This is a genomic window from Gordonia pseudamarae (assembly GCF_025273675.1).
GTDB lineage: Bacteria > Actinomycetota > Actinomycetes > Mycobacteriales > Mycobacteriaceae > Gordonia > Gordonia pseudamarae.
Window position 1 is genome coordinate 584,964 of sequence record NZ_CP045809.1, and the last position, 25,195, is coordinate 610,158.

The 25,195-nt window shown below is 67.4% G+C and carries 19 protein-coding genes; 5 read left to right on the plus strand and 14 right to left on the minus strand.

Translation table 11 applies throughout. The annotated features are described in order from the left end of the window. Positions 1-70: 70 nt before the first annotated feature. Entirely contained in the window at positions 71-1,738 is a 1,668-nt protein-coding gene (locus GII31_RS02510) for an SLC13 family permease (protein ID WP_213246501.1), read from the plus strand. Between the two features lie 47 nt (positions 1,739-1,785). On the opposite strand, the gene GII31_RS02515 is transcribed toward GII31_RS02510, so the two are convergent. Beyond that, entirely contained in the window at positions 1,786-2,289 is a 504-nt protein-coding gene (locus GII31_RS02515; protein ID WP_213246503.1) for a hypothetical protein, read from the minus strand. 62 nt (positions 2,290-2,351) lie between these two features. Here GII31_RS02515 and dcd point away from each other — a divergent pair, with 62 nt between their 5' ends. Further along, on the plus strand, positions 2,352-2,915 hold the full coding sequence (dcd, locus tag GII31_RS02520; RefSeq protein ID WP_213246505.1) for a dCTP deaminase: 564 nt from the start codon (positions 2,352-2,354) through the stop codon (positions 2,913-2,915). Positions 2,916-2,991: 76 nt separating this feature from the next. Here the strand turns inward: dcd and GII31_RS02525 are convergent, their stop codons facing one another. From GII31_RS02525 to GII31_RS02550, 6 genes are all read right to left on the minus strand, one after another. Further along, entirely contained in the window at positions 2,992-4,128 is a 1,137-nt protein-coding gene (locus tag GII31_RS02525) for a PDR/VanB family oxidoreductase (protein WP_213246507.1), read from the minus strand. Further along, positions 4,128-5,081 (minus strand): metal-dependent hydrolase, encoded by a 954-nt coding sequence (locus tag GII31_RS02530; RefSeq protein ID WP_213249741.1) that lies wholly within the window; start codon positions 5,079-5,081, stop codon positions 4,128-4,130. The genes GII31_RS02525 and GII31_RS02530 overlap by 1 nt, the downstream gene beginning before the upstream one ends. A gap of 51 nt (positions 5,082-5,132) precedes the next feature. Then, a complete protein-coding gene (locus GII31_RS02535) occupies positions 5,133-6,941 on the minus strand; it encodes an SDR family oxidoreductase (protein WP_213246509.1) in 1,809 nt (602 codons plus the stop codon). Between the two features lie 116 nt (positions 6,942-7,057). Further along, the gene (locus GII31_RS02540) at positions 7,058-8,311 is read right to left on the minus strand and encodes a pyridoxal phosphate-dependent aminotransferase (RefSeq protein WP_213246511.1); all 1,254 of its coding nucleotides are present in this window, start codon (positions 8,309-8,311) and stop codon (positions 7,058-7,060) included. Positions 8,312-8,528: 217 nt separating this feature from the next. Next, complete coding sequence (locus tag GII31_RS02545) at positions 8,529-12,041, minus strand: (Fe-S)-binding protein (RefSeq protein WP_407649874.1); 3,513 nt, start codon at positions 12,039-12,041, stop codon at positions 8,529-8,531. Positions 12,042-12,858: 817 nt separating this feature from the next. Next, complete coding sequence (locus GII31_RS02550) at positions 12,859-14,277, minus strand: WS/DGAT/MGAT family O-acyltransferase (RefSeq protein ID WP_260840262.1); 1,419 nt, start codon at positions 14,275-14,277, stop codon at positions 12,859-12,861. A 192-nt stretch (positions 14,278-14,469) separates the two neighbouring features. On the opposite strand from GII31_RS02550, the gene GII31_RS02555 reads away from it, so the two are divergent. Further along, positions 14,470-15,057, plus strand: coding sequence for a SanA/YdcF family protein (locus GII31_RS02555; RefSeq protein WP_213249743.1), 588 nt, complete (start codon positions 14,470-14,472; stop codon positions 15,055-15,057). Positions 15,058-15,119: 62 nt separating this feature from the next. Here GII31_RS02555 and GII31_RS02560 read toward each other — a convergent pair whose 3' ends face one another. From GII31_RS02560 to GII31_RS02580, 5 genes are all read right to left on the minus strand, one after another. Then, positions 15,120-16,463, minus strand: a complete 1,344-nt coding sequence (locus tag GII31_RS02560) for an LLM class flavin-dependent oxidoreductase (RefSeq protein ID WP_213246517.1) — start codon at positions 16,461-16,463, stop codon at positions 15,120-15,122. Positions 16,464-16,546: 83 nt separating this feature from the next. Continuing rightward, positions 16,547-17,254 (minus strand): ABC transporter ATP-binding protein, encoded by a 708-nt coding sequence (locus GII31_RS02565; RefSeq protein ID WP_213249745.1) that lies wholly within the window; start codon positions 17,252-17,254, stop codon positions 16,547-16,549. A gap of 80 nt (positions 17,255-17,334) precedes the next feature. After that, complete coding sequence (locus GII31_RS02570) at positions 17,335-18,207, minus strand: ABC transporter permease (RefSeq protein ID WP_213246519.1); 873 nt, start codon at positions 18,205-18,207, stop codon at positions 17,335-17,337. Between the two features lies 1 nt (position 18,208). Then, entirely contained in the window at positions 18,209-19,288 is a 1,080-nt protein-coding gene (locus GII31_RS02575; protein ID WP_213246521.1) for an ABC transporter substrate-binding protein, read from the minus strand. 47 nt (positions 19,289-19,335) lie between these two features. After that, positions 19,336-20,475, minus strand: a complete 1,140-nt coding sequence (locus tag GII31_RS02580) for a hypothetical protein (RefSeq protein ID WP_213246523.1) — start codon at positions 20,473-20,475, stop codon at positions 19,336-19,338. Between the two features lie 270 nt (positions 20,476-20,745). Here GII31_RS02580 and GII31_RS02585 point away from each other — a divergent pair, with 270 nt between their 5' ends. Next, on the plus strand, positions 20,746-21,711 hold the full coding sequence (locus GII31_RS02585; RefSeq protein WP_213246525.1) for an oxidoreductase: 966 nt from the start codon (positions 20,746-20,748) through the stop codon (positions 21,709-21,711). Between the two features lie 139 nt (positions 21,712-21,850). Then, positions 21,851-22,153 (plus strand): hypothetical protein, encoded by a 303-nt coding sequence (locus GII31_RS02590; RefSeq protein ID WP_213246527.1) that lies wholly within the window; start codon positions 21,851-21,853, stop codon positions 22,151-22,153. A gap of 83 nt (positions 22,154-22,236) precedes the next feature. Here GII31_RS02590 and GII31_RS02595 read toward each other — a convergent pair whose 3' ends face one another. Together GII31_RS02595 and GII31_RS02600 are read right to left on the minus strand one after the other, a co-directional pair. Next, a complete protein-coding gene (locus GII31_RS02595; protein WP_260840264.1) occupies positions 22,237-23,289 on the minus strand; it encodes a hypothetical protein in 1,053 nt (350 codons plus the stop codon). After that, entirely contained in the window at positions 23,279-24,961 is a 1,683-nt protein-coding gene (locus GII31_RS02600; protein ID WP_213246530.1) for an HsdM family class I SAM-dependent methyltransferase, read from the minus strand. The genes GII31_RS02595 and GII31_RS02600 overlap by 11 nt, the downstream gene beginning before the upstream one ends. Positions 24,962-25,195: the final 234 nt, after the last annotated feature.

The following is a 25,195-nucleotide window of genomic DNA, read 5'->3' on the forward strand; positions in this document are numbered from 1 at the left end:
GGTGGGACGTCCGTACCTTGTCGTTCGCCGGGCGTTCACAATCTCGCCGCATGCCGCACAATGGTCGCTTATGGCGATAGTGGCGGCGGTACTCCTGATTGCGACCCTGGTGGTGATGACCAGCGGCCGGGTTCCGGCCGTGTTGGCGCTGATCGTGGCGTTGATGCTGGCCGGTGTCATCGGGATCGCGACACCGGCCCAGTTGCTGGGCGGTCTGAGCAACAGCGGTGTCGTCACCATCGCGGCGATGCTGGTTATCGCGAAGGGCGTGTTATCGACGGGCGTGGTATCGCGGGTGACGTTCAGGCTCCTGTCGGAGGTGTCGAGCCCCACCCGGATGCTGGTGCGGCTCATTCCGCCCGTCGGGGTGATCTCCTCGCTGATCAACACCACACCGATCGTCGCGATGCTGATCCCGGCGACCAAGGAAGTACAACAGCGCGCGGGCATCCCTGCCCGCAGCGTGCTGCTCCCGGTGGCACATGCGACGACCCTGGCGGGGTCGACGACGCTGATCGGAACCAGTTCCAACCTGATCATCGCCGGATTCGCGGCGTCGGCCGGGGTGCACCTCAACATGTTCTCGTTCGTGCCGATCGCGCTGCCCGTCGCACTCGTCGGCTGGCTGGCGGTGATCCTGCTGTCCCGCCGGCTGCTGACGGGCCGCCCCCGGAACAAAGAACGTGAGCTGGCCTGGCGTGCGGAGATCCCCGTCTCCGGGAACGCGGTCGGTATCGGCCGTTCGGCCATGCAGATCGGCATGCACAAGACCGCCGAGTTCGAACTGATCGAGATTCGGCGCTGGGGCCAGCCGGTGGACGTCGACAGCCCCATCGAGGGCGGCGACCTGCTGGTGTACCGGGCCACCGAACTCGGTGTCCGGATGTTGTGGGGTTCGCCGCGCTTCGGGCTGGCACCGCTGCGCCTGTTCGCCGTCACCATCGGCACCGAGAACCCGGGCACCGTCCGCGACCTGCAGGACGACGAGGATCTGCTGGTGGTGGCCGCCGAAACCCACCGACGCTTCCGCGACACGCCCGCCCGGCCGGGCACCGTGTGTTACGTGTCCGTCGCCTCCAGCGAGGTGCTGGAGAAACACGAGTTCGTGAGCCTGTGGCAGAACGTCGCCGGCAAGGCGCCGCAACCGGGCAAGACCTGGGTGGCGATGAGCATCCTCGTCGGCGTCATCGTCGCCGCCAGCTTCAGTCTCGTCGACGTCTCGCTGGCCGCGGGCTGCGGCGCGACGCTGATGGTGCTCGGTGGCGTGCTCACCCCCCGTTCGGCGGTCCGGGCCCTGGACTGGAACATTCTGGCGATCATCGCCGGCTCCATCGGTCTCGGTGTGATCGTGGTGGAAAGCGGCCTCGCCGAACACATATCCGACGCGATCCTGTCACTGGGCTCGGGCAACGTGGCGCTGATAGTCGCAGTCCTGGCCATCGGGACCACCGTGCTCACCAACGCCGTCACCAACGCCGCCGCGGCCAGTATCCTCACCCCGGTGGCGCTCACGATCGCGGCGGCGGCCGACCTGAGCCCGGTGCTGCTGCTGACGCTGATCGGTACCTGCATCTCGTTCACGTTCATCAACCCGTACAGCCACCAGTCCAACCTGATGGTGATGGAACCGGGCAAGTACACCACCGGGACCTTCGTGCGTTTCGGTATCCCGATCACCCTGATCTGCCTGGTGACGGTGTTCCTGGTCGCCTGGCCGCTGCTCGCCTACTGGGATTGAGGGCAGGGGCCCGACCGACAGTCGCCCGGTACCCGCTGACCCGAGTCCTACCGGCCCAGGTAGGACTTCATGTCGAAGAGCGACTCGACGGGGGCGATGAACTCCGCGAGCCTGTCCGCGGTGTCCCCTGCGCCACAGCCGGTAACGGTCAGATCCTTGACGACGTCGCCGTCGGCGGTGATCTTGACACTCGTCGTGCCGGCACCCGCACACGGTGTGGTCTGCGGTGAGGCATCGGGAAGTGAACCGACGCCGTCGACCAGCTTCTGCCACACCTCGTCGTCGACGGGTGTGGTGTCGGTGACCTCCGGGGTGGCCTGCCCCGACAACGATCCGTAGCCACCGAGGGTGAGCGTGGCGACGCCGTCGGCGACGACGATCTGATACTCCTTGTGCGAAGCCGGTGGCGTCGAACCGTCCTCGTGCGTGTAGGCGATCAGCGTCGAGGATCGTTCGAGATCGACGGCGTCGTCGGAGGAACCGCAGGCGGTGACCATCATCGCGGACATACCGAGCACGGCGCACATCGTCAGCGACCGGAGAGCGTTCATACGGCCACCCTACGACCGGGCAGTGCCGCCGTTCTGGACGATGGTCCGATAACCTCACTAACGTGCTGCTTTCCGACCGCGACATCCGAGCCGAACTCGCCGAGGGCCGCCTGGCGGTCGAACCGTTCGACGAGCAGCTGGTACAGCCCTCGAGTATCGATGTGCGGCTCGACAGCCTGTTCCGGGTGTTCAACAACACCCGCTACACCCATATCGACCCGGCGCAACGTCAGGACGAGCTGACCAGTCTCGTCGAACCGGGTGACGGGGAGCCGTTCGTGCTGCACCCGGGCGAGTTCGTGCTCGGCTCGACACTGGAGGTGTGCACGCTGCCCGACTATCTCGCGGGCCGGCTGGAAGGCAAGTCGTCGCTGGGCAGGCTCGGTCTGCTCACCCACTCGACGGCGGGATTCATCGACCCCGGATTCTCGGGCCACATCACCCTGGAACTGTCCAACGTGGCCAACCTCCCGATCACCCTGTGGCCGGGGATGAAGATCGGCCAGCTGTGCCTGTTGCGGCTGACCAGCCCCGCGCAGAACCCGTACGGCAGCGCCGCGGTCGGCTCGAAGTATCAGGGCCAGCGGGGGCCGACACCGTCGAAGGCCTACCTGAACTTCTCGTAGCCGGCCGAACCCGGTCGTGGCTCCCGAATCAGGGTGAGTCGGTGGGGTCGGGGGTCGCTGGAGACTGCCCCCGCGATCACAGGTCGACGGTGAGATTTCCTTCGGTGCAACGCGATACGCAGGTCAAGAACTGGCCGTCGGCCCGCTCCGGCGCGGTGAGCAGGGTGTCCCGGTGGTCGGGCTCGCCGTCGAGCACACGGAGCCTGCACGTCCCGCAGAACCCCTGCCGGCACGAATACGGCACCGACGGCGCGACTGTGCGGAGTGCGGCCAGTGCCGTCTCGTCGGCGGCCACCGCCACCCGCCGGCCGGTCGAGGCCAGGGTGATGGTGAACGGTGCGCCGTCGACGACGGGCGGCGGGCTGAACCGTTCGTAGTGCAGCTCCACATCGCCCCGATCGGCGAGGTGACGGCGCAGACCCGCCAACATCGGTACCGGACCGCAGGCGTACACGGCGAGCCCTGCCGGGGTTCGGCCGGTGGCCGGGTCGATCCCGGTGAGCTCGGCCATCGTCGGCAGGCCGTGCTCGTCGTCGGCGCGAATGGTGACCCGGTCGCCGTGACGGGACACCTCCTCGACGAAGGGGATCGAGTCGAGGGTGCGGCCGGTATAGATCATCGACCAGTCCAGACCGTGCCGCTCGGCGGCGGCGAGCATCGGCAGGATCGGGGTGATCCCGATCCCCGCGGCGATGAACCGCACCGAACGCGCCGACGACCCGTACCCCGGCATCGACAGTGGGAAGGCATTGCGGGGACCCTTGATCCGCAGCTCGTCGCCCACCCGCAGGTCGTCGTGGACCTCGATGGAGCCGCCACCGCCGCCGGGGATGCGCCGAACGGCGATCCGGTAGGTGCTGCGGTCGGCGGGGTCGCCGCACAGCGAGTACTCGCGCATCCGTCCCGACGGCAACAGCAGGTCGAGGTGGGCCCCGACATACCAGCGCGGCAGCGGCCCGCCGTCCGGTGCGGCGAACGTCAACGCGACGACGTTCTCGTCCTTGGCGACCACCGCGCGGTCGATGATCCGCACGGTGGTGACACCGTCATCGATCGGTGTGGTGTGCAGCGAGGACAGCCGGCCCCAGAACGGCCACCACCGCTTGCCCAGCCACGCGCCCGCCGCCATCAGCGGGTCGTGCCGGTACTTGCCGTACAGGTCGGGCGGCGGTGCGGTGAGGTCGCGGTTGTGCAGCCCGGCGCCGGTGGCCATCAGGGTGCCCGCCGCGCGGCCGGCGACGATGCCAGATAGGCGACAGCCTGTGCGGTGCTGCCGATCTCGTCGGGGTAGAAGCCGGGACGGAAGTAGCTGAACGACTGATACGCGGTCGCGAACATGTTGGGCATCACCGTGGCCCGCACGCCCCGCCAGATCGCCAGGGAACGCTGGAATCTGTTCAGTGACAACGTTTGGTCCTGGGCCATGATGAACACGAAGCCGCGCCGGATGAGCAGCAGGAGCAGTGGTGTGACGACGAGCATCGCCCTGGCCCGCCGGAAGTATCCGTCGGCGAAGTAGGTGGCGACATCGTGTGCCACACAACGATGTTCCACCTCCTCGGCGCCGTGCCAGGTGAACATGTCCACCATGTTGGGGTCGGCGCCCACGTCGGTCCACCGGTTGTTGAGCGCGAAATCGCCGAGAATGGCGGTGAAGTGCTCGATGGCGGCGATCAGCCACAGCCGTTCGACGAGGTGCTTCTGCTGAGCCCGAGGATCGCTGCTGTCGGTCGGCGCGAGGATCTTGCGGAACACCCATTCCATCTGTAGCTGGTAGGGCCGGGGGTCGATCCCGTGTCGTTCGAGCACCTCCCACAACGCCTTGTCGTGGGTCTCGGCGTGCATCGCCTCCTGTCCGATGAAACCGCGCATGGCCGAGGCGAGTTCGGCATCCTTGACCAGAGGAAGCGCTTCGTTGAAGGTCCGTACGAACCATCGCTCGCCTTCGGGGAGCAGCATGTTCAGGACGCTGATGTAGTTGGCGCACACCGGATGGCCGGGAATCCAGTGCAACGGTGTGTCGGCCCAGTCGAACGAGACGTTGCGGGCGTGCAGTTCGACGGCGCCGGGGACGGTGTCGCCGCCCGTCGCGTCGTGTCCGGGCCGATCGGTGTGCCGGGCCCGCGTGGCCGGGAGCCCCGCACGATGTCCGCGCACGGTCGCCATCTGACGGATCCGGGGCACCCTGGTGGTGGATCGAATCGACATGTGTCCCTCTCAGCGAGCAACTTTTTGGCGGGCACCCAGACGTGACATCCAGGGTGCGAAACGATAGACGCGGTAACCGATCTTGGCCTCGGCGGTGACCGGTGCGACGGCCTTGTCGGCGACGATGGCCTTGACGATGTCGGCGGCCACCCGGTCGGGGGTGAAACCGCGCTTCTGATAGAAGCGGTCGAGTCGGTCACGCTGGGCTGCTTCGGTTTCCGCGTCGACACCGGCGATCGCCGTGGATCGCACGATGTTGGTGTCGACGATGCCGGGGCAGATGGCGCTCACGCCGATACGGTGTTCGGCGAGTTCGCCGCGCAGCGATTCGGAGAACATCAGCACGCCCGCCTTGGCGGCCGAGTAGACGCCGAGGTCGCGGGACGGGGTGAAGGCAGCCGCCGACGCGATGTTGACGATCTGTCCGCCGACCCCGCGCTCGACCATCTGCCTGCCGAACTCGCGGCTGCCGGTGATCACCCCACGCAGATCGATGGCCAGGAGTTTGTCGATCTGTTCGTCGGTGGCGGCCAGAGCCGAACCCGCCAGGGCGATCCCGGCGTTGTTGACGACGATGTCGGCCACGCCGTGGCGCTCGCGCACCTGTCCGGCGAACTCCGCGAAGGCGGCCGTATCGGCGACGTCGAGCCGGTAGGCGCTCGCCTGTACGCCGAAGCGTTTACTCTCGCGGACGGTCTCCTCGGCGGAGTCGAGGTCGAGGTCGGCCAGCACCAATTCGCAGCCCTGCTCTGCCAGTGCGTAGGCGGTCTCCCGGCCGATTCCGCTACCCGCACCGGTGATCACCGCCAGCTTTCCCGACAGTCGCCCGGGGGGTCCGAGAACCCGGAGCCGATCGAGTGATTCGCTCGTCGGGCCACTGATTCCCGCTCGGTCCCGGAAGAATTCGCGCGCGATATCGGCCAGGTAGTCGGGGTGGGTCAGCGGCAACCAGTGTCCGGTCGGGCTGTTGCGCCGCCAGAGCCGTTCGGCGAACCTGTGGGTGTCGTCGAAAATGGCGGGGCGCAAGGCGATGTCGCGTTCGTTGACAACCTCCAGCACTGGCACTTTGGTCGGCTGTGGATCAGGGTGGGCCAGCTTGGGCCGGATGTTGGCGCGGTACAGCCGCAGACCCGAGATCATGTCCTCACGCAGCGTCGGGCCGAATACGGCGTTCGCACGCGGGGTGCCCTCCACACGGTGCAGGAACTCGCGCCAGACCGTCTGCGAGCCGGTGGCTGTGAAGAACAACCGGGGCGCGACCGGAATCTGGAAGAACACCGTGTACGCCGACGAGCCGGTCTGCGCCATGGCACGGGCCAGATTTCGTGGCGTGGGCCGCCGCAGCCGTGCCCGTGCCCAGGAACCGAGCTGGTCGAGGCTGGGACCGGACACCGAGACGAACGAGGCGATGCGCTGCTCGGTGCCCGGCCGCGTGACGGCCTCCCACGTCATGACCGAACCCCAGTCGTGGGCGAGGACGTGCGCACCCCGGTCGGGACTGACGGCGTCGATCACCGCCAGCAGATCGTCGGCCATCTCGCCGAGTCGGTACGGCGCGTCACCGTCGGGTCGGTCACTGTCACCGAAACCGCGGCAGTCGTACGCGACGACGCGGAAGTCGTCGGCGAGCGCCGTCGCAACCCGGGTCCACAGGTGATGGGTGTCGGGCCAGCCGTGCACCAGCACGACCGTCGGGCGTGCGGCATCGGCTGCCGGTGCGTCCGCTTCGGCGCCCGTCGTCCCGGCCGGTTGTGGCTCGAAGACGGCCAGTCGGACAGCACCGTTGTGGACATCGTCCACCCTGCGCCATTGCACCATGCGGCTCTCCTGACTCCGGTCTATGAGTGGTATTCCTCACAGACAACCCGGAGTTGGACGTTACCACCGGTTACAGGTAAGTCGAAAGGTCTGCCGTCGGCAGGTGGTGTACCGGCCTACTGGCGGTACGACGACAGGAAGTTACCGATCCGTTCGATCGCCTCGGTCAGGTCCCGTGCCCACGGCAGCGTGACGATCCGGAAATGGTTGTGATCGGTCATGTTGAAGCCGGTACCCTGCACCACCAGGATCTTTTCCTGCAGCAGCAGATCCTGTACGAACAGCTCGTCGTTGTGGATCTCGTGCACATTCGGGTCCAGGGACGGGAAGGCGTAGAGCGCACCCATCGGCTTCACACAGCTCACACCGGGAATCTCGTTCAGCTTGTCCCAGGTGACATTGCGCTGTTCGTACAGGCGGCCTCCGGGCTGGATCAGCGCCTCGATGCTCTGATAGCCGCCGAGCGCCACCTGGATGGCGTGCTGCCCGGGAACATTCGCGCACAGCCGCGTCGAGGCGAGAATGCCCAGGCCCTCGATGAACCCGGCCGCGTGCTCCTTCGGGCCGGTCAGGACGAGCCAGCCGGCGCGGTAGCCGCACACCCGGTACGCCTTCGAAAGCCCGTTGAACGTCAAGCACAGCAGGTCCGGGGCCAGCGAGGCGATGTTGATGTGCTGGGCGTCGTCGTAGAGGATCTTGTCGTAGATCTCGTCGGCCAGGATCAACAGCGAGTGCTCCCGCGCCAGATCGACAAGCTGTTGCAGCACCTCCCGCGAGTACACCGCACCCGTCGGGTTGTTGGGGTTGATCACCACGATCGCCTTGGTGCGGTCGGTGATCTTGGCCGCGATATCGGCGATGTCGGGGTTCCAATTGTTGGCCTCGTCGCACTTGTAGTGCACCGGGCTACCGCCGGCCAGCGACGTCATCGCCGTCCACAGCGGATAGTCGGGGGCCGGGATCAGCACCTCGTCGCCGTCGTTGAGCAATGCCTGCATCGTCATCGTGATCAGCTCGGACACCCCGTTGCCCAGAATGACGTCATCGACGTCGAAGTACGGGAAGTCCGGGATGAGTTCGTACCGGGTCACCACCGCGCGCCGGGCCGACAGCACACCCGATGATTCGGAGTAGCCCTGCGAATAGGGCAGGGCGTGGATCATGTCGCGCATGATCACATCGGGGGCCTCGAAACCGAACAGCGCCGGATTGCCGATGTTCAGTTTGAGAATGCGATGACCCTCGGCCTCCAGCCGCGCCGCGTGCGCGTGTACCGGGCCCCTGATCTCGTAGCACACGTTCTGCAGCTTCTGCGACTGCTCCAGCGGCTTCAGATTCTGATTGAGGTGCGATACATGCGGTCTACTCACGAGTTCAATTGTGACAGCTCAAGGCAAGCCCGTTTCACGTCCCCGCGTCTTGAGTTGTGCCGAACGCAATCGTAGATCCGGAAGACCGCCCGCCGGCCGGTTGAGGTACGAGGAGCGCACGCGATGAGCCTCGGAACCCGGTGAGACGACAATGTCATCTCACCGGGTTCCGAGGCTCATCACCCAGCTGGTCTTCGTACCTCAACCGGCCGAGGGGTCAGCGGTGTCCGGGTCGCTTCTTTCCCGAGGCGATGCCGAAGCCCTTGGCCTTGGTCGCACCGGTCTCGGTGATGGTGCGGTCGGCGCCGTTCAGCGACGGCGTGGCGTCGGAAACCACGGTTTCGGGTTCAACCTTCTCGGGCTCGGCCGCTTCGGGCACATCACTGTCGGGCTCGGGCTCGGGCTCGGGTTCGGGCGCCGGGGCCGGAGCGGCCTTGGCGACGGAACCGACCTTGGCCGCACCCGGACGCTTCTTGCCCGCAGACATGCCGAAGCCCTTCGCCTTGGCCTCGGTCGCCTCGGTGACCGGAGCCTGCACGGCCTCGGCGACCTCGACCTCGGCCACGACTTCGGCGACCTCGACCTCGGCGACCACCGGTTCGTCCGCCTGCGGCGCCGCAGCCGCGGCGGGCTTGGGCGAGGGCTTGGCACCTGGCCGCTTCTTGCCCGCGGCCATCCCGAAGCCCTTGGCCTTGGCCTCCGTGGCCTCGGTCAACGCGGCGGCAGGAGTTTCGTCCGCCTCGACTGCGGCGACGACCGCTGCGGGAGTCTCCTCCGCGGCCGGTGCGGCTGCCGGCTTCGCGGCGGGCTTGGCGCCCGGCCGCTTCTTGCCGGCGGCCATGCCGAAGCCCTTGGCCTTGGCCGGTGCCGCCTCGGTGGTGGCCGCGACGGCCGGTGCCTCGGTGGTGGGTGTCTCGGTGGCGGGTGCTGCGGCGGCGGGGGCGGTGCTCTTGGCGGCGCCGGGCTTCTTCATGCCACTCTTCATGCCGAAGCCCTTCGCGGCGGGCTTCTTCTCCGTGGTGGTGGCCGCGGGTGCGGACTCGGCGGCAGCGGCGGCCGGCTTGGTGCCGGGCTTCTTCATGCCGCCCTTCATGCCGAAGCCCTTCGCGGCGGGCTTCTTATCCTCGGTGGTGGCCGCGGGTGCGGACTCGGCGGCAGCGGCGGCCGGCTTGGTGCCGGGCTTCTTCATGCCGCCCTTCATGCCGAAGCCCTTCGCAGCGGGCTTCCTATCCTCGGCGGGTGCGGCCTCGGCCGGGGCGGCGGCCTTCGTGGCACCGCCCGGCTTCTTCATGCCGCCCTTCATACCCAGGCCGACCTTGGGCTTGGCCGCGCCGCCGGAGGCGGCAGGTGCCTTGTCGACGACCTTCACCGGCTCGGGTTCGGGTTCCGGCTCGGGTTCGGGTGCCGGAGCCGACGGGAACAGGAACTTGCCGCCGCGCGTGATCTCGGTGGGTTCGCCGCGCTTGACCGATTCGAGCAGCATCTGCGCGACGTCGACGACCTCGATCTTGTCCTCGAGTTCGGTGCCCGCGGTGCGGGCGGTAACGCCGTCGGTGAGCATGACGCGGCAGAACGGGCAGCCGGTGGCGACCTTCTTGACCTCCTGCGGGGCGGTCTCCAGGACGCCGAGCGCCTCGTCGACGCGGTCGACGTTGATGCGCTTGCCGATCTGCTCCTCCATCCACATGCGGGCACCGCCGGCGCCGCAGCACATCGACCGTTCGCCGTGGCGCGGCATCTCGGTGAGGGTGGAGCCCGACGCGGCCATCAGCTCGCGCGGCGCGTCGTAGACCTTGTTGTGACGGCCCAGGTAGCACGGGTCGTGGTAGGTGACGCCCTCGCCGATCGGCGCGACCGGGACGAGTCGCTTCTCCCGCACGAGGCGGTTGAGCAGCTGGGTGTGGTGGACAACCTCGTAGGTGCCGCCGACCTGGGGATACTCGTTACCGAGCGCGTTGAAGCAGTGGGCGCAGGTGACGACGATCTTCTTACGCTGGTGCGGCGCGGTGTCGAAGACCTGGTTCATCATTTCGATGTTCTGCTGCGCCAGCATCTGGAACAGGAACTCGTTGCCCGCACGCCGTGCCGAGTCGCCGGTGCAGGTCTCGCCCTGACCGAGGACCAGGAAGTTGACGGCGGCCATGTCGAGGAGTTCGGCGACGGCCTTGGTGGTCTTCTTCGCCCGGTCCTCGTAGGCGCCGGCGCAACCGACCCAGAACAGGTACTCGAAGCCCTCGAAGGACTCGACGTCCTGCCCGAAGACAGGGATGTCGATGTCGATCTCATCGATCCACGCGGTGCGCTGGTTGGCGTTCTGGCCCCACGGGTTGCCCTTGGTCTCGAGCTTCTTGAACATGCCCGCGAGCTCGGTGGGGAAGTCCGATTCGATGAGCACCTGGTAGCGGCGCATATCGAGGATGTGGTCGACGTGCTCGATGTCGACGGGGCACTGCTCCACGCACGCGCCGCAGGTGGTGCAGCTCCACAGGGTTTCGGTGTCGATGACCGCGCCGAGCGCCTCCGGATCGAAGGTGCCGTCCTCGGCGATGACGGGTTCACCGCCGCCGGTGGCGCCCTTGGAGTCGCCGACCAGCTTGCGGGCCGCCTCGGCCCGCGCCGCCACCGGGATCGCGCCCAGCCTGTCCTCGTCGGGTTTGCCGTCGGCGTCGAGCAGTCCCACCTCCTCGCCGCCCATGTCGGTGCTGCCGCCGGCCAGCAGGTACGGCGCCTTGGCCAGACCGTGTTCGCGCAGCGACATGATGAGCAGCTTGGGGGAGAGCGGCTTGCCGGTGTTCCAGGCCGGGCACTGCGACTGACAGCGGCCGCATTCGGTACAGGTGGTGAAGTCGAGCCAGGCCTTCCAGCTGAAATCCTCGATCTTGCCGGCGCCGAACGCGTCGACATCGGGATCGGCGGTCTCCATCTCCAGGACCTTGCCGTTGCTCATCATCGGCTTGGCCGCACCGAGCGCGACGCCGCCGTCCTGCTCGCGCTTGAAGTAGATGTTGAAGAACGCCGAGAACCGGTGCCAGGCCACACCCCAGTTGAGGTGGGTGCCCACCAGCAGCAGGAACAGGCTGCCCGAGAGCAGCTTGATCAGTGCGAACAGGCCGACCATGTTGGGGCTGGCGGGCAGCAGCTTGGCCACCTGCATGGTGAAGAAGTCCGAGTAGGCGTTGCTGTGGTGGTAGGTGGAGATCTTGCCGGCCTTGACGAAGATCATGCCCAGGCCCTCGACCAGCACGATCGCCTCGATCGTGTAGGCGGGCAGGAACCGCGAGCCGGAGAAACGGGAGATGCGCTCGGGGATCCGCGGGTGGTTGAGCTGGCGGATGACGATGAGGGTCACGATGCCGATGACGGTGGCGATGCCCAGGATCTCGTCCCACAGGTGCCAGCCGAAGGTGGCGCCGATGATCGGCCAGTGGAACTCGGGGTTGATGGCCTGCCCGTACGCCTCGAAGAACAGCAGCATGCCGCCGAGGAAGCCGATCATCACCATCCAGTGCGCGATGCCGACGGTGCGGAACTTGATCATGCGGGTGTGGGCGATGAACTCCTTGATCATCGTCCACAGCCGGGGCAGGATCGGGAAGAATCGTGAGCTGGGCACGCTCTGGCCGAGCAGGATGGTGCGCACGATGCCGAAGGCGCCGCGAACGAACGCGAACCAGCACCCGAGGCTGATCAGCACACCGATTGTGCCCAGCGTTGCGGTCATGGGAGTCACGGGCGCGTACCGGCCTTCCTCTTGGTCGATCACAGCGTTCTGCGTCCAGGGCTGAGTGCGCAGAACCGTCGTCTACTACAAGTAACGGTAAAACCTCACGCAAGCGAAGTGCTGCCAAGGATGGCCTAACTAACCTTTGCGTGGGCGCGAGCGCCGCCGCTCAGGATACCCACCAGTAACTTACTGTCGAGTCAGATTGGTGTCAATCGGCTTAATGTGAGGTGAATCACGGTTCGGTGTGCCGAGCGGTGCGGGTGTGGAAATTGATTGACAAGCGGGCCGCGATTCACCCGATCGGCCGGTGTGGATATTTCCGCCGTGCACAATCCGCGGTGATTCATGACGGTGCTATTTCATGCCGAACGGCATCCGGTGCGGAGGGCCGCGGGGCGGCGGTGCTCGCGTCGCGCGACACCGCGATCACCTCGCTACTGGTGCTGAACTGCAACGAAAGCAGTTAGCCGGTCCGTTTTCCCGATCACCTCGGGGGAGGGGTCCGTGGGATCTGTTCGGCTGTGTATCGTGCGATTCCCGGCTATTTTGGCGTTTCATTTGGGATCGTATATATTTCGCCACGCTGGATCGAGACAATTCCGTGGAATGCGGCATGGATCGCAATTCCGCGCGTTCTCGCGGAAACATATAGTCTCGATGAATCGGTCCTGTTCGCGGTCATGATGTGGCGGGCCCGACGACGTGCGGGCGCGCCGTCGGCTCTGGCCGGGCCCGGTGTCGATGTGTTCATCACCACATACAACGAGCCGCTGGGTCTGGTGATGCGAACCGCGGTCGCGGTCCGGTCGGCGGAGCGATGTGGTCAGTCGCGGGCCACCGTGTCGGCCAGCTTCTCCAGCTCCTCCAGGGCGGTGCCGAGGTGGGTGAGCAGCCGTTGCAGACTCGGCAATTCCTTGCGTGCGCCGATCAGGCCGAAGTTCATGTGGTTGGCGGTGGTGGTGACGGTGATGTTGAGCGCCAGGCCTTCCATCACCACCGACACCGGGTACATGTCGGTGAGCCGGGCGCCGTTCCAGTACAGCTCCTTGCCGGGGCCGGGCACGTTGCTGATCATCAGGTTGAACTGTGGGGGGACGTACCGCACGAAGCCCGGCACGGTCGCCAGGGCGAGCGGGGCGATGTTGGCGGCCCCGAGAGCCAGCTGCTGCAGTGGGGCGAGACCGCGCACCACTTTCTTGGCTTCGCCTGTGGAGGCGACGATCGTGCGGACGCGCTGCCCCGGATCGGGCTGCTCGGTGCCGAGCTTGCACATGATCGCGGTGATCGCGTTGCCATCCTTGTCCTCGTCGGTGTGCAGGGACACCGGCAGTGCCGCCACCATCGACGAATCGGGCAGCGCGTCCTGATCGATCAGGTAGGACCGCAACGCACCCGAGCACATCGCGAGCACCACGTCGTTGAGGGTGACCTCCAGCGCCTTGGCGACGGCCTTGAGCCGCGACAGCTCCCACTTCTCGCCCGCGAAACGCCGCGCACTGCCGATGGGTACGTCGAGAAGGGTGCGCGGGGCGCTGGTCAGCGGAGCGGCGTAGTCGTCCTCACGGACCGCCGACCAGGCGATTCTTGCCGCCGCAGGTGCCAGACCCGCCATCTGACCGGCGACACCCGCGGCCGCTCCCGCGGCTCCGAGCACTCCCGAGATGAGCGGGATTGCTCCCGTCTCCTCGTTCGCGGACGCTTTTTGCCTGGCCGGTCGCGGTCGGGTTTGTAGCGACCACGGGGTGCGCCCCGAACGATCCTCCGGATCGGTCGACAGCGTGCGCCCGAGAATCCGCAGAGCGGTCACGCCGTCGACGAGTGAATGATGCACCTTGGTGTAGAGGGCGAGTCGGCCGTCGTTGAGGCCTTCGATGATGTGCACCTCCCACATCGGCCGGTTGCGGTCGAGGAGCGCGCCGTGGTTGAGCGAGACATAGCGCAGCAGCTCACGCACGCGGCCGGGCCGGGGCAGTACCACGCGTCGCACGTGATAGTCGAAGTCGATCTCCTCGTCGTGGGTCCAGAACAGGTTGCCCAGGATCGGCGCGGGGGAGGCGGGCCGCTTGCGGAACAGTTCGCTGACCTCGGTGCCGTTGTGGAAGGCGTCGAAGACTTCTTCGGCCAGGTCCGAGGAGGACTGTCCTTCGCGGGGTTCGAACAGTTGCAGGCCGCCGACGTGCATCGGCTGTTCGCGGGTCTCGGCGATCAGGAACATCGACTCGGTGATGGGCATGTACTGCATCGCCGCGGCCTCCCCGGCATCTGGCCCCCTGGGTGTGGAGGCAGGATTCAAGTGTCGGACGGATCGTGTGGTCTGTCGATGCGGTCGAGCCGTGCCGTGATGTGCGCTACTTTATCCGCGCCGCACTATCGCGGATGCCGCCGGGGTGGCATCGGTCCCGCCGGGGGATACGGTGAACGGGTGAACCGGCCGATGGGACCGATCGCCAAGTCCGCATGTGCCGTAGCCATCGTCGTCGAGCTGATCATCACGGTATCGCTGACGTGGATTCATGTGGCCTCCTCCGGTCGTGTGCTTGAGCCGTCGGGTGTGCCGTCGGGGTCGACGCTGCTGGTCCTGGGCTCGCTCGTGTCCGACGGCGAACCGGGCGTCTACGTGCGGGGTCGACTCGACACGGCCGTCGAGTTGTACCGGTCGGGCGCAGTGGTGCGCATCATCAACTCGGGGAACGGTTCGGCGGGTGCGGGTGACGAGCCGGCGGTGATGGGGGCCTACCTGCGGGAGCACGGCGTACCCGCCGAGGTGATCACCGCCGACGCGCTGGGCACGGACACCGCGGCGAGCTGCCGGCGGGCACGTGCGGTGTTCGGCGTGACGGCGCTGGTGGTGGTGACCCAGGACTTTCATCTGCGCAGGGCGATCGCGCTGTGCCGGGACGCGGGGGTCCAGGCGCGCGGGGTGCGGGCACAATGCCGGTGCCCGGTCACCGGACAGATCCGTAACCGTGTCCGGGAGCTCGTATTCGCCGGGCCGCGGGCGCTGTGGACGATTCTGACCTGAACGCACCCGACCCGGCCCGGGCGTGCGCCGGGCCGGGTCGAGTGCCTGCCGATGAGTATGCCTTACAGCGCGATCGTGGCGGCCGCGTCGGCGGAGTATCGGCTGCCGGGCCGGGGCAGGCCGTAATGCTCACGCAGCGTGGAGGTCTCGTACTCGCCGCGGAACAGGCCGCGCTGTGTCAGGATCGGCACGACCTCGTCGACGAACCGCTCCAGCCCGGAGGGCAGCACCGCGGGCATCACGTTGAACCCGTCGGCGGCACCGGCGTTGAACCACTCCTCGATGGTGTCGGCGACCTGTTCGGCGGTGCCGGCGAACGTCCGGTGCCCGCGGCCGCCGCCCAGGCGCGCGATGAGCTGGCGCACCGTGAGTTGTTCGCGCCGGGCAAGATTCACGATCAGGGTGAATCGGCTCTTGGCGCCCTGGATCTCGTCCTCGGTGGGCAGGTCGGCGGGCAGCGGGCTGTCCAGATCGAGTTCCTCGGCCGGCAGGTTGAATCGTTCGGCGAGGTTGCGGCGCTGGAACTCGGGCAGGATCAGCCGGGTCAGTTCCTCGTCGAGTTCGCGGGCGTGCGCCTCGGTGTCACCGATGACCGGCACGATTCCCGGCAGGATCTTGATGTTCTCCGGATCGCGGCCGAGTCGGCGGGTGCGGTCCTTCAAGTCGGAGTAGAAGGCGGTGCCGTCATCGAGTGTCTGCTGGGCGGTGAACACCGCCTCGGCGTAGCGGGCGGCGAAATTCTTGCCGTCCTCCGACGAACCGGCCTGCACCAGCACCGGATATGCCTGCGGTGAGCGGGGGACGTTGAGCGGTCCGGCGATCCGGAAGAACCGGCCGACGTGATCGGTGGGGTGGACCTTGTCGGGATCGGAGTGGATGCCGAGCCGCTTGTCGCCGATGAAGGCATCATCATCCCAACTGTCCCACAGTTTTGTTGCCACATCGACGAATTCGGCGGCCTTCTCATACCGTTCGGCGTGGTCGGGGGTGTCATCGAGCCCGAAGTTGCGAGCGGCGTCGGCGCCCGCGGTGGTGACGATGTTCCAGCCCACCCGGCCACCGGACACCCAGTCGACCGAGGCGAACCGGCGCGCCAGGTTGTACGGATCGTTGTAGCTGGTCGAGGCCGTCGCGATCAGCCCGATCTTCGAGGTGCGCGCCGCGATGGCCGTCAACAGGATGGTGGGTTCGAGCTTGCCCGCCGGACGCCGTCCCGGCTCGCCCTGCAGCACCGGGGAATCGGCGAAGAAGATGGAGTCGAAATGGCCGCGTTCGGCGGTCCGGGCCAGGTGGACGTAGTGGTCGACGCTCAGATGGGCGAGCGGGTCCGACTCGGGCAGGCGCCACGATGCCTCGTGGTGTCCGGTCGACATCAGAAACGCGTTCAGGTGCAGCTTTCGGGACATCGTGAACCTTTCGGTTGGTGATTCGTCGGGCGGTGATTCGTCGTGCGGTGACTGGGTGGGTGGTGGCCGGCGACCACCTGATCTCACGGGACTGGTTGAGGAGCAGCGGCGTCCACACCCAATGCGGCGAGCAGATCGTGCCTGGTCCGCTGGAACGCCGGCTGTGCCGGATTCCGGTCCTCGGGCAGGTCGATGATGAGGTCGCGGCCTATCCGCCCCGACTGCAACACCAGTACCCGCTGGGCCAGGCTGATCGCCTCGTCGACGTCGTGGGTCACCAGCAGCACCGTCGGCCGATGGGCCTGCACCAGCGTGCGCAGCAGTGCGTGCATCTTGATGCGGGTGAGCGCGTCGAGTGCGCCGAACGGCTCGTCGGCCAGCAACAACTGCGGTTCACCGGCCAGTGCCCGTGCGAGTGCCACCCGCTGTTGCTCGCCACCGGAAAGTCCTTTGGGCCAGGACTTCTCACGCCCGGCCAGACCTACCTCCGCCAGCAGGTCGATGCCGTGCCGCCTGCGTGAACGCGGCTGGCCGTAGAGCACATTGGGCAGCACCCGCTGCCACGGCAGCAGCCGGGAGTCCTGAAAGACCATCGAGGTGCGTTCGGGCACCCGCAACAGCCCGGAACCGGGAACATTGTGGTCGAGCCCGGCGATTGCCCGCAGCAACGTCGATTTGCCCGAACCGCTGCGGCCGAGGAGGGCCACGAACTGACCGTCGGGAATGGTCAGGTCGATGCCTTTGAGGATGTCGTCATCACCGAAGTTCCTGGTCAGCCCCCGCAGCTCTATCGACCCGTCGGATTCGGCGGCTTGCGGGCCGACCGAGACCCGACGGTCTCGGCCATCGGGTTCGGCTGCGAAACGCGAGGTCAGTCGACCAAGGATTGACGCCACGACAGCACCTTTCGTTCGGCGATTCTGATGAGGGAGTCGGCGGTCAGGCCGAAGACGGCATACACCAGCAGACCGACCATGATGACGTCGGATTGGCCGTAGTACTGGGCGTTCTGCATCATCTTGCCCAGACCGTCGGTGGCGTTGACGGATTCGACGACGATCAGCGACAGCCAGGCGCCGGTGACCGCCAGTCGCAGACCGAGGAACCAGCCGGGCAACGATCCCGGCAGCACCACGTTGCGGATGAAGCTGACCCGCGAAACATCCTGTATTTCGGACAGTTCCACCAGTCTTCGGTCGATCCCGATGAGTGCGGCATGGGTGGGAACATAGATCGACACCAGTACCCCGAGGGTGATGATGATGACCTTGAAACCCTCGCCGATACCCAGCCACAGGATCAGCAGCGGAATCAACCCGAGTGTCGGAATAGAGCGCTTGAGCTGGACCAGGCCGTCGACGGTGGCCTCACCCAGCCGTGACAGACCCGCCAGGACCGCCAGTACGGTGCCGAGGAACACGCCTGCCGCGATACCGATGCCCGCCCGCCGCAGCGAGACGACGGTGTTGTCGAACAGCGCGCCGTTGACCAGCAGATCCCAGCCCGTCGACACGATCGTCCACGGCGCCGACAGCTTTCGCGGATCGAACCAGCCCAGGTGTGCCCCGATCGACCAGAAGGCCAGTAGCAGTGCGACACCGAGAAGTCTGCCGAACGGCACCTCGCGCCGCCGGCCCAGTTGTTTGCGCGCAGGCCGGGCGACGAACCCCTGTCTCTGATCGTCGGTGCCGGAGTGCTTCGGCGCCGGGGCGCGTACCCGGGAGCGGGGAAGAAGCGTGGTCATGTCAGCTCGCCACCGGCTCGGACCGGTACTTCTCGGGGACGGCGTCGGCGACGACCTTCTCGAAGCGCCGGTCGAAGAGGGTGTTGGCGTCGAACGAGGTGCCGCCGAGTTGTCCTGCGTCGGTGACCAGGTCGATGGTCTCCTGCTCCCACGTGATCGCGTCGGTCCAGTCGGTGGGGAAGTAGGGCTGACCCAGGGTCGCGATGATGCGCCGGCCGTCCTCGGGGGTGACGCCCTGGTCCTTGACGTAGTAGGTGTCGATCCACTTCGCCTGGTTCTCCCACTGCCACACCTCGCCCTTGGCCCAGTACTTGACGAATTCGGTGATGGCCGAGAGCTTCTTGTCGTCGGCCAGGACCGTGGACGGGGCCCACAGAATGCTCAGCGCGTCGACGGCGTCGGTGTGCACCCCGCGCGCGCCGTCGGCGGCGTACTGGTCGAGGTACTTGGTCAGTGACGGCTCGCTCAGCGGCGCGACATCGACCTGTTTGCCCTGCAGTGCGGTCAGGAACTGGGGGCCGTTGAGTTCGACCAGCTTCACCTCATCGATATCGATTCCGGCGGCCTTCAGGGTGCGCAGGACGACAACGCCCTGTGCCTGTCCGGGCGAGAATGCGATCTTCTTGCCGCGCAGGTCCTGGACGCTGGAAATGTGGGTTCCCGGTGCGGTGGCGAGTTTGTAGATCGGCCAGGTTCGTACGCTCACGCCGACGATCTTGGCGTCGAGACCCTGCGCATGGGCCTGAATCGGCGGAACTCCGGCATTGGTGGCCAGGTCCACCGAGCCGCCTTTGAATGCCTGGATGACATCGGGACCACCGCTGATAGCGGCCCAATTCGTCACCGTGAACGGGAGTTTGTCGATATCGCCGTTGGCGGTCAGGGCAACCTTGGTTCTTGCTGTGGCAAGCGATAATTCGACGCCGTCGGCGACGGTGGTGGGCAGTTCCTTGCCTTCGTCGAGTTGCTCACTGTTGTCGGCACACGAAGTGAGGGTGAGTGCGGTGGCAACGCAGCCGATCAGTATGCGGGTGATCGGACGAGAATATCTGTGAGATCTGAAGCGCTTGGCTCTGGACATATCCCGATCGTGGCGAAGAAACCCGGCCGTCTCAATATTCAGTCCAGTTAAAATAAGTCCGGTTGCAAGGTGCTTCCCGTATGTGCGATGAATTGCAGGGGATCGTCGTAGAGTGCGCGCAGAACCGCCGCCGCGGCGGACTGTTCCAGTATCCGGCCGGGAAACGACGTACCGGTGACCAAAGATTGCGCATCCAGGATGGTGGTGGAGTGTTCGGCTATTCCGGTGAGATAGGCGGTGCGGACCTCGTCGATGAGGGTGAACGACGAATCGGGGATGATCACCGTGTCGGGGTTCAGGATGTCGACGAGCACCGCGACCACTCGTGCCAGGACCCCGGCCCGCTCCACCAGGCGGGCCCGCACCCGGGCGTCGAGGCGGGCGGCGGCCACCACGTCCACGAACGACGGCACCGGCCGCGGCAACAGGCCCTGCTGCGAGAGTTCCTCGCACAGTGAATGATGTGTCAGTGAGCGCATCGAGCCGATGCCGCCGGGCAGTGCCGAGCCCACCAGTGCCTCCAGTGAGCCCGCCGACGCCCCCGGGCCGTAGCGCACCCGCCCGTCGACGGCGAACGCCGCGTCGATCACGTTGCCGACGAACAGCACCAGTGCCGACGATTCGGCGGGCAACGCGCCGAACAACTGCTCGGAGTGCACGATGCCGCGCGCTTGGTCCGATACCCGCACACCCTCCCAGTTCAGGAACGGGTGCGAGTGCACGATACCGGCCGCCGAATCGACCCAGCCCCCGGTCGCCGCGCCCAGGGCTCGCGGTGCCACCTCGGCCGGCAGCGAGTCGATGACCCGGGCGAGCGCGTCGGTGGCGTGGGCGACGAGTTCGGCGCCGTCTGTGCTGCGGTGGGGGATGATCTCCGACGACAGTACCTCTCCGGAGATGTCGACGACGGCGACCCGCGTGCGGGCCGCGGCGAAATGGATTGCGGCGACCGTCGTTTCCGTATTGAGTGTCAGTGGTGTGTGTGGACGGCCGACCCGGGGCGTATCCGGTCCGGCGCCGGTTTCGACGATCAGCCCGGCTTCGAGTAGGTACCGGGTCGCCGAGGTGACGGTCGCCGGTGACAGGCGCGCGTGTGTGGCGATCACCGAGCGCGGTGCGGGTCCCAGTGTAGACAGCGCGCGCAGCACCAATCCGGCCGGCGTCGGCCGATCGGCAGTCGTCCGCATCTCTGGCCCCCTCGGGTGTCGGTGTCCCGGGCTGTCGGTGTCCCGATGTGGCCCGCACGGTGCTGTCGGTGTGGCCTGCACGGCCGCATCGGCCGAGCCTAGACCCGGCGGGCGGCGACGGGGCCGGTCTATGTCGTGGTGATCGTTACCCTTGCCCGCGTCGCCCGCGCGTGCTGCCCGGGCCGGTGTTCGCGGCGGGCGGGGTGAAGCCGATGTGGCACGCTGTCTGAGAGCGAGCCGGACGGGCTCACCGCCAGACAAGGAGATGCCGTGCCCAGATCCGGCGCCGGATGGACGTCGGCAGACGCACCCCGACTCGACGGCAGGACGGCCGTCGTGACCGGAGCCAACAGCGGCCTCGGCCTCGAAACCGCACGCGCGCTGGCCCGGCTGGGCGCTACCGTCGTCCTGGCCTGCCGCAACCTCGACGCCGCGACGATCGCGGCCGAGGACATCACCGCCACCGACCACGACGCCGACCTCGCCATCGTCCGCCTGGACCTGAGTGACCTCGCGGCGGTCCGCGAGGCGGCCGACACGATCCGTGCCGACCACCGGCAGGTCGACATCCTCGTCAACAACGCCGGTGTCATGAGCAAGGCCCGCAGCTTCACCGCGGACGGGTTCGAACTCGATTTCGGAACCAATTTTCTCGGGCACTACGCCCTCACCGGCCTGCTCCTCGATCGGATCAACTTCAGCAGGGGCGAGCGAAGCGACGGGAGATGTGGCGGGCGGGTGGTCACCGTGACCAGCGCCGCGCACCGCAAGGGCTCGATCGATTTCGACGACCTGCCGATGGACCACAACTACTCGGTGCCCGCAGCCTACGCGCGCTCGAAGCTGGCCGAACTGATGTTCGCTATCGAGTTGCAGCGTCGGCTTGCCGCGGCGGGTATGCCCGGTGCGTCGCTGGCCGCGCATCCGGGAGCGAGCTACAGCGGTGTCATGCGCGACCAGAGCAAGATCCTGAACTGGGCGTTCACCAGTCCCAGGATGCGCTGGCTGCTCAATCTGTTCGTTCAGGAACCCGATCGGGGCGCCCTGCCGGCCCTGCGTGCGGCGACCGATCCCGCGGCATTCGGCGGACAGTTCTACGGTCCGTCCGGGCGGCTGGAGGCCACGGGCTCGCCGGTGCTGGTCAGTCCCGCCGATCGTGCGGTGGATTCGGCTGTGGCGCAAAGACTCTGGGATGTCGCTGAGGAGCTCACCGGCGTCCGGTACTCGTTCGACTGACCCGTGCGGCAGTTCTCCGGCGGCCTGACCGGGCAACCGTATGCGTTACCGGACGTGGCACGGGTTACAGTCGGATAAGCCGGTGTGCCGGCAGTTGCCCGGGTGCTGACAACGACGTCAGCCGTAAAGGAGTCCTACAGTGAGCGAGCAAGCAGTGTCCGTGTCCACGTCGCCGTACAGCGTTGTCATCCTGACGCCCGGTCCGGAGCACGATTCCGACGTGGCCGACTCCGAGCTTCTGGTCCAGTGGCTGAACAACTTCGCCGCCCCCGCGGGCCGTCTGCCCGCGCTGATGGAGGTCGATGACAATCCGCTGATCAGCGGTATCGCGGTGGTGCCGGTCGACGCGCAGGCCGCCGCCACGATCCTCGCCGCGGATCCGGCGGTCGTCTCCGGGCGGTTCGCCTTCGAAGTCCACCCCGCAGAGGGTTTTCCGGGCTGACGGTTTTCGGGCCGAAGGGTTTCGGACTGAAGGGTTTCGGACTGAGGGGTTTCGGACTGAAGGTTTTCAGGCCGGGGGTGGGTTCAGGTCGTCCGGGCGCTCTCGCGTAGTGCCCGGGCTTGACGATGTTGGGCGACGGTGCTGTTGTACAGCACAATCGTCAGCATCTCGGTGAAGAACCGGGCCGGGCTGAGCTCGTCGGGCACCAGGTCGTGCCGCAGCCGCACCGTGGGCAGTCGGTCGATCGCGGCGGTTCCGGCCGGCGCCGACGTCTCGGCGGCGGGAGTGGGCAGGTGCAGCTCGAACAGGCCCGGCTCGTCGGGTTCGGGCTCCGGGCCGGCGAACAGTTCCGGAAACAACTCGGGCACCTCGGGCTCGGGGACGGTGTCCGGCTCGTCGGGTACCTCGACCCCTTCCCATTCGGGCACGATCAGCGCGCACGCGTCGTAGGCGTCGTCCTCGCGGCCCAGTTTGGTGAGCAGGTCGACCAGCCAGTCGAAGTGGTACCGCTCCTGCGTGTAGGCGGTCGACCGCAGGCTGTACACAAATCCCAGCGCGGCCAACGGGTGTCGCAGGGCGAGGTTCTTGGCGTCGCCGTAGGATTCCTCGACCCGGTTGGCGGCGTTCTTGCCGAACGACGAGTCCATCCGCTTGGTGGAGATCAGCAGTTCGGGGCCGGTCTGCCACGAGGTCATCAGCACGTCGACCTGTTTGAGGTAGTTCTTGCCCAGGATGTTGGCCGAGGCCGACGCCACCGAACCCGAACCGCGTTCGAGTCGGGCGATCAGCTCGGCGCGGTGCTGTTTGGGCAGCGACTCGATGAAGCGCAGCACGTCGCGGTCGACGACGCGGGGTGCCTGTTCGCGCGGCCAGACCGCGTCGGGGTCGAGGGCCGCCCGGCGCAGCTCGTAGGCCACCCACACGTCGATGGCCAGTGCGGGTACCCCGGACTGCGAGGTCGCGGCCAGCTGCAGCGGCACCGCCAGCAGCTTTTCCAACGTGCCGTAGTCGGGGTGGAACCGCGGTTCGCCCGTCTCGTCGAGGGCCCACGGGTTGGTGTGGCGCCCGGCTCCGGCGGCGACGATCGCGTCGAACATCGGCCACGCCCGGCTCTTGCCGCTGGGCTCAGCGGACACCGGCGCCGCTCCTCCCGGTGCTCGAGCGCCCCCGTGCCCGGCGCCGTGCCGACAGCCGCGCGTGATCCTCGCGCAGCGCGCCGAGCCGGCGGCCGGACAGCCCCATGCCGCCGGTCAGCAGGATACGGTCGACGATCTCGACCGCGCCGAGCAGATCGCCCTCGCGCAGCCGCCGCCGCACCGACGTCCGGGCCGCGCGCAGTTCGGCGGCGTGCGCGCGCACCAGCGACGGAGCGGGAACCGGCAGCTGATCGGCCTCGCGCGGCTCGATCTTCAGCATCCCGCCGCCGTACGGTCTGCCGACCAACTCGGCACCGAGCAGAGTGAGCGAGTTGAGCGAGGCCGGCGGCAGCAGGCTCATGCCGTCGGCGCGCAGGTCGGTGCGCAGGTACACCCCGTGCACCGAGTTGAGGTGGTGTGTTCGAGCCTGATTGGCCGCCAGCCGTGGGGTGTCGGCATTCATGTAGGTCAGCAGCAGATCGGCCGGTTTCAGGTACGGCACCCGCCACCACGGGGTGCGCACGCGGCACTTGTAGGCCTCATGGACGTCCAGGTCCTCGCCGGAGCGGATGTAGTGTTCGGCCGCCCGCGACGGGGCGTCCGCGGGCCGGAACAGGAGGGTGGCCGAGCCGTCCGCACCGAGTGCCGCCAGCTGTGCGGCGGTCAGCGTCATGGCCCGCAGGTGCCGCGAGCCCGGCGGCGACAGCGCGATGGTGTCGGTGGGGGCCAGGCCCAGCTGTTCGGCCTTGGCCGGGGACAGGGTGAAGAACCGATTGTTGCCGGTCACCATGCCCAGCGTCGTCTCACCCCAGGTCTGCAGTCCGGCGAAGCCGGTGTCGCCGAGCGCGTGGGTGTAGGCGTCGAGGCCGTCCGGTGACAGCAGTCCCGCCGACCATTTGGCGGACTTGTCCTCCGGCATCCAGCGCCGGCTGGGGCCGGTCGCGGCGAGCGCGCCCAGATCGTCGGCGTTGTGCAATGAGCGGACGACCATATGCTCGGTGCCGCCCACCCCGGTCGGGCCGGCATCGGGTGTGTACCCGTCGGCCAGGAGCAGGATCACCTCCTCCTGTACCTCGGGGATCACCCGTTCGGTGAACAGCACCAGCTCGACGTGTGTGAACCGGTCCATGAGGAATTGCCGCACCGCGCCCGCGTAGTTGACCGTCAGCAGTTCGGCCGGGAGCACCAGTGCGAGCCGTCCACCGGTCCGCAGGTGCAGTGCGGCGTGCACGGTGAACGCGGCCCACGACGATGCGAGGTTGGTCAGGCGCACCCCGCCGCGCAGCGCGGCCCGGTGCGCATGGGCCCGGTCGGTTCCGGAGAAGTCCTGATAGCGGACGTACGGCGGATTGCCGACGACGGCGTCGTAGCATCCGAACTCGTTGTGGATGAAGAAGTCCCCGGTATGGATGCGGGCGGCGATGCCCTTCTCGGCCAGGGTGCGCGCAGCCTGCCGCGCCGACGCCCGGTGCAACTCCACACCCACCAGCCGGCCCGCGTCGCCGATCTTGCCGGCTGCCTCGTGCAGGAACACGGCCTCGCCGCAGGAGGGCTCCAGGACCGCGTCCGAGTGCTTCCGGACCGCCCAGTCGACCAGGAAGCGGGCCACGGGCGCGGGTGTGAAGAACGCGCCGCGTGCCTTGCGCAGGGTCGAGCTGTCGCCGGTGAGCATGGGTCAATCCTGCCGGACGGTTGCGACAACAGTGCGACGGCCCGCGCCCGCGCGTGGTGCGGCCGCCGAGGGACGCGGTGAACACATTTCACTTTCGCATCGGAGCGGGTGCCGGTGCCGGAGATGAACTCCCAGGTGACCGGCCTTGCGCTACCCTGCGCGCAGGGGTTCTGATACAACTAGAACAAGTTCTAATTGTGATGAGGAGGGTTCGTGGACTTCGCGCTCGATTCC

What these genes read in the sequence shown, in the direction of transcription:
- GII31_RS02510 (WP_213246501.1), top strand. Translation starts at nt 71, where the DNA reads ATGGCGATAGTGGCGGCGGTACTCCTGATTGCGACCCTGGTGGTGATG.
- GII31_RS02515 (WP_213246503.1), bottom strand. Translation starts at nt 2,289, where the DNA reads ATGAACGCTCTCCGGTCGCTGACGATGTGCGCCGTGCTCGGTATGTCC.
- GII31_RS02525 (WP_213246507.1), bottom strand. Translation starts at nt 4,128, where the DNA reads ATGGCCACCGGCGCCGGGCTGCACAACCGCGACCTCACCGCACCGCCG.
- GII31_RS02530 (WP_213249741.1), bottom strand. Translation starts at nt 5,081, where the DNA reads ATGGCGACCGTGCGCGGACATCGTGCGGGGCTCCCGGCCACGCGGGCC.
- GII31_RS02535 (WP_213246509.1), bottom strand. Translation starts at nt 6,941, where the DNA reads ATGGTGCAATGGCGCAGGGTGGACGATGTCCACAACGGTGCTGTCCGA.
- GII31_RS02550 (WP_260840262.1), bottom strand. Translation starts at nt 14,277, where the DNA reads ATGCAGTACATGCCCATCACCGAGTCGATGTTCCTGATCGCCGAGACC.
- GII31_RS02555 (WP_213249743.1), top strand. Translation starts at nt 14,470, where the DNA reads ATGGGACCGATCGCCAAGTCCGCATGTGCCGTAGCCATCGTCGTCGAG.
- GII31_RS02560 (WP_213246517.1), bottom strand. Translation starts at nt 16,463, where the DNA reads ATGTCCCGAAAGCTGCACCTGAACGCGTTTCTGATGTCGACCGGACAC.
- GII31_RS02570 (WP_213246519.1), bottom strand. Translation starts at nt 18,207, where the DNA reads ATGACCACGCTTCTTCCCCGCTCCCGGGTACGCGCCCCGGCGCCGAAG.
- GII31_RS02575 (WP_213246521.1), bottom strand. Translation starts at nt 19,288, where the DNA reads ATGTCCAGAGCCAAGCGCTTCAGATCTCACAGATATTCTCGTCCGATC.
- GII31_RS02580 (WP_213246523.1), bottom strand. Translation starts at nt 20,475, where the DNA reads ATGCGGACGACTGCCGATCGGCCGACGCCGGCCGGATTGGTGCTGCGC.
- GII31_RS02600 (WP_213246530.1), bottom strand. Translation starts at nt 24,961, where the DNA reads ATGCTCACCGGCGACAGCTCGACCCTGCGCAAGGCACGCGGCGCGTTC.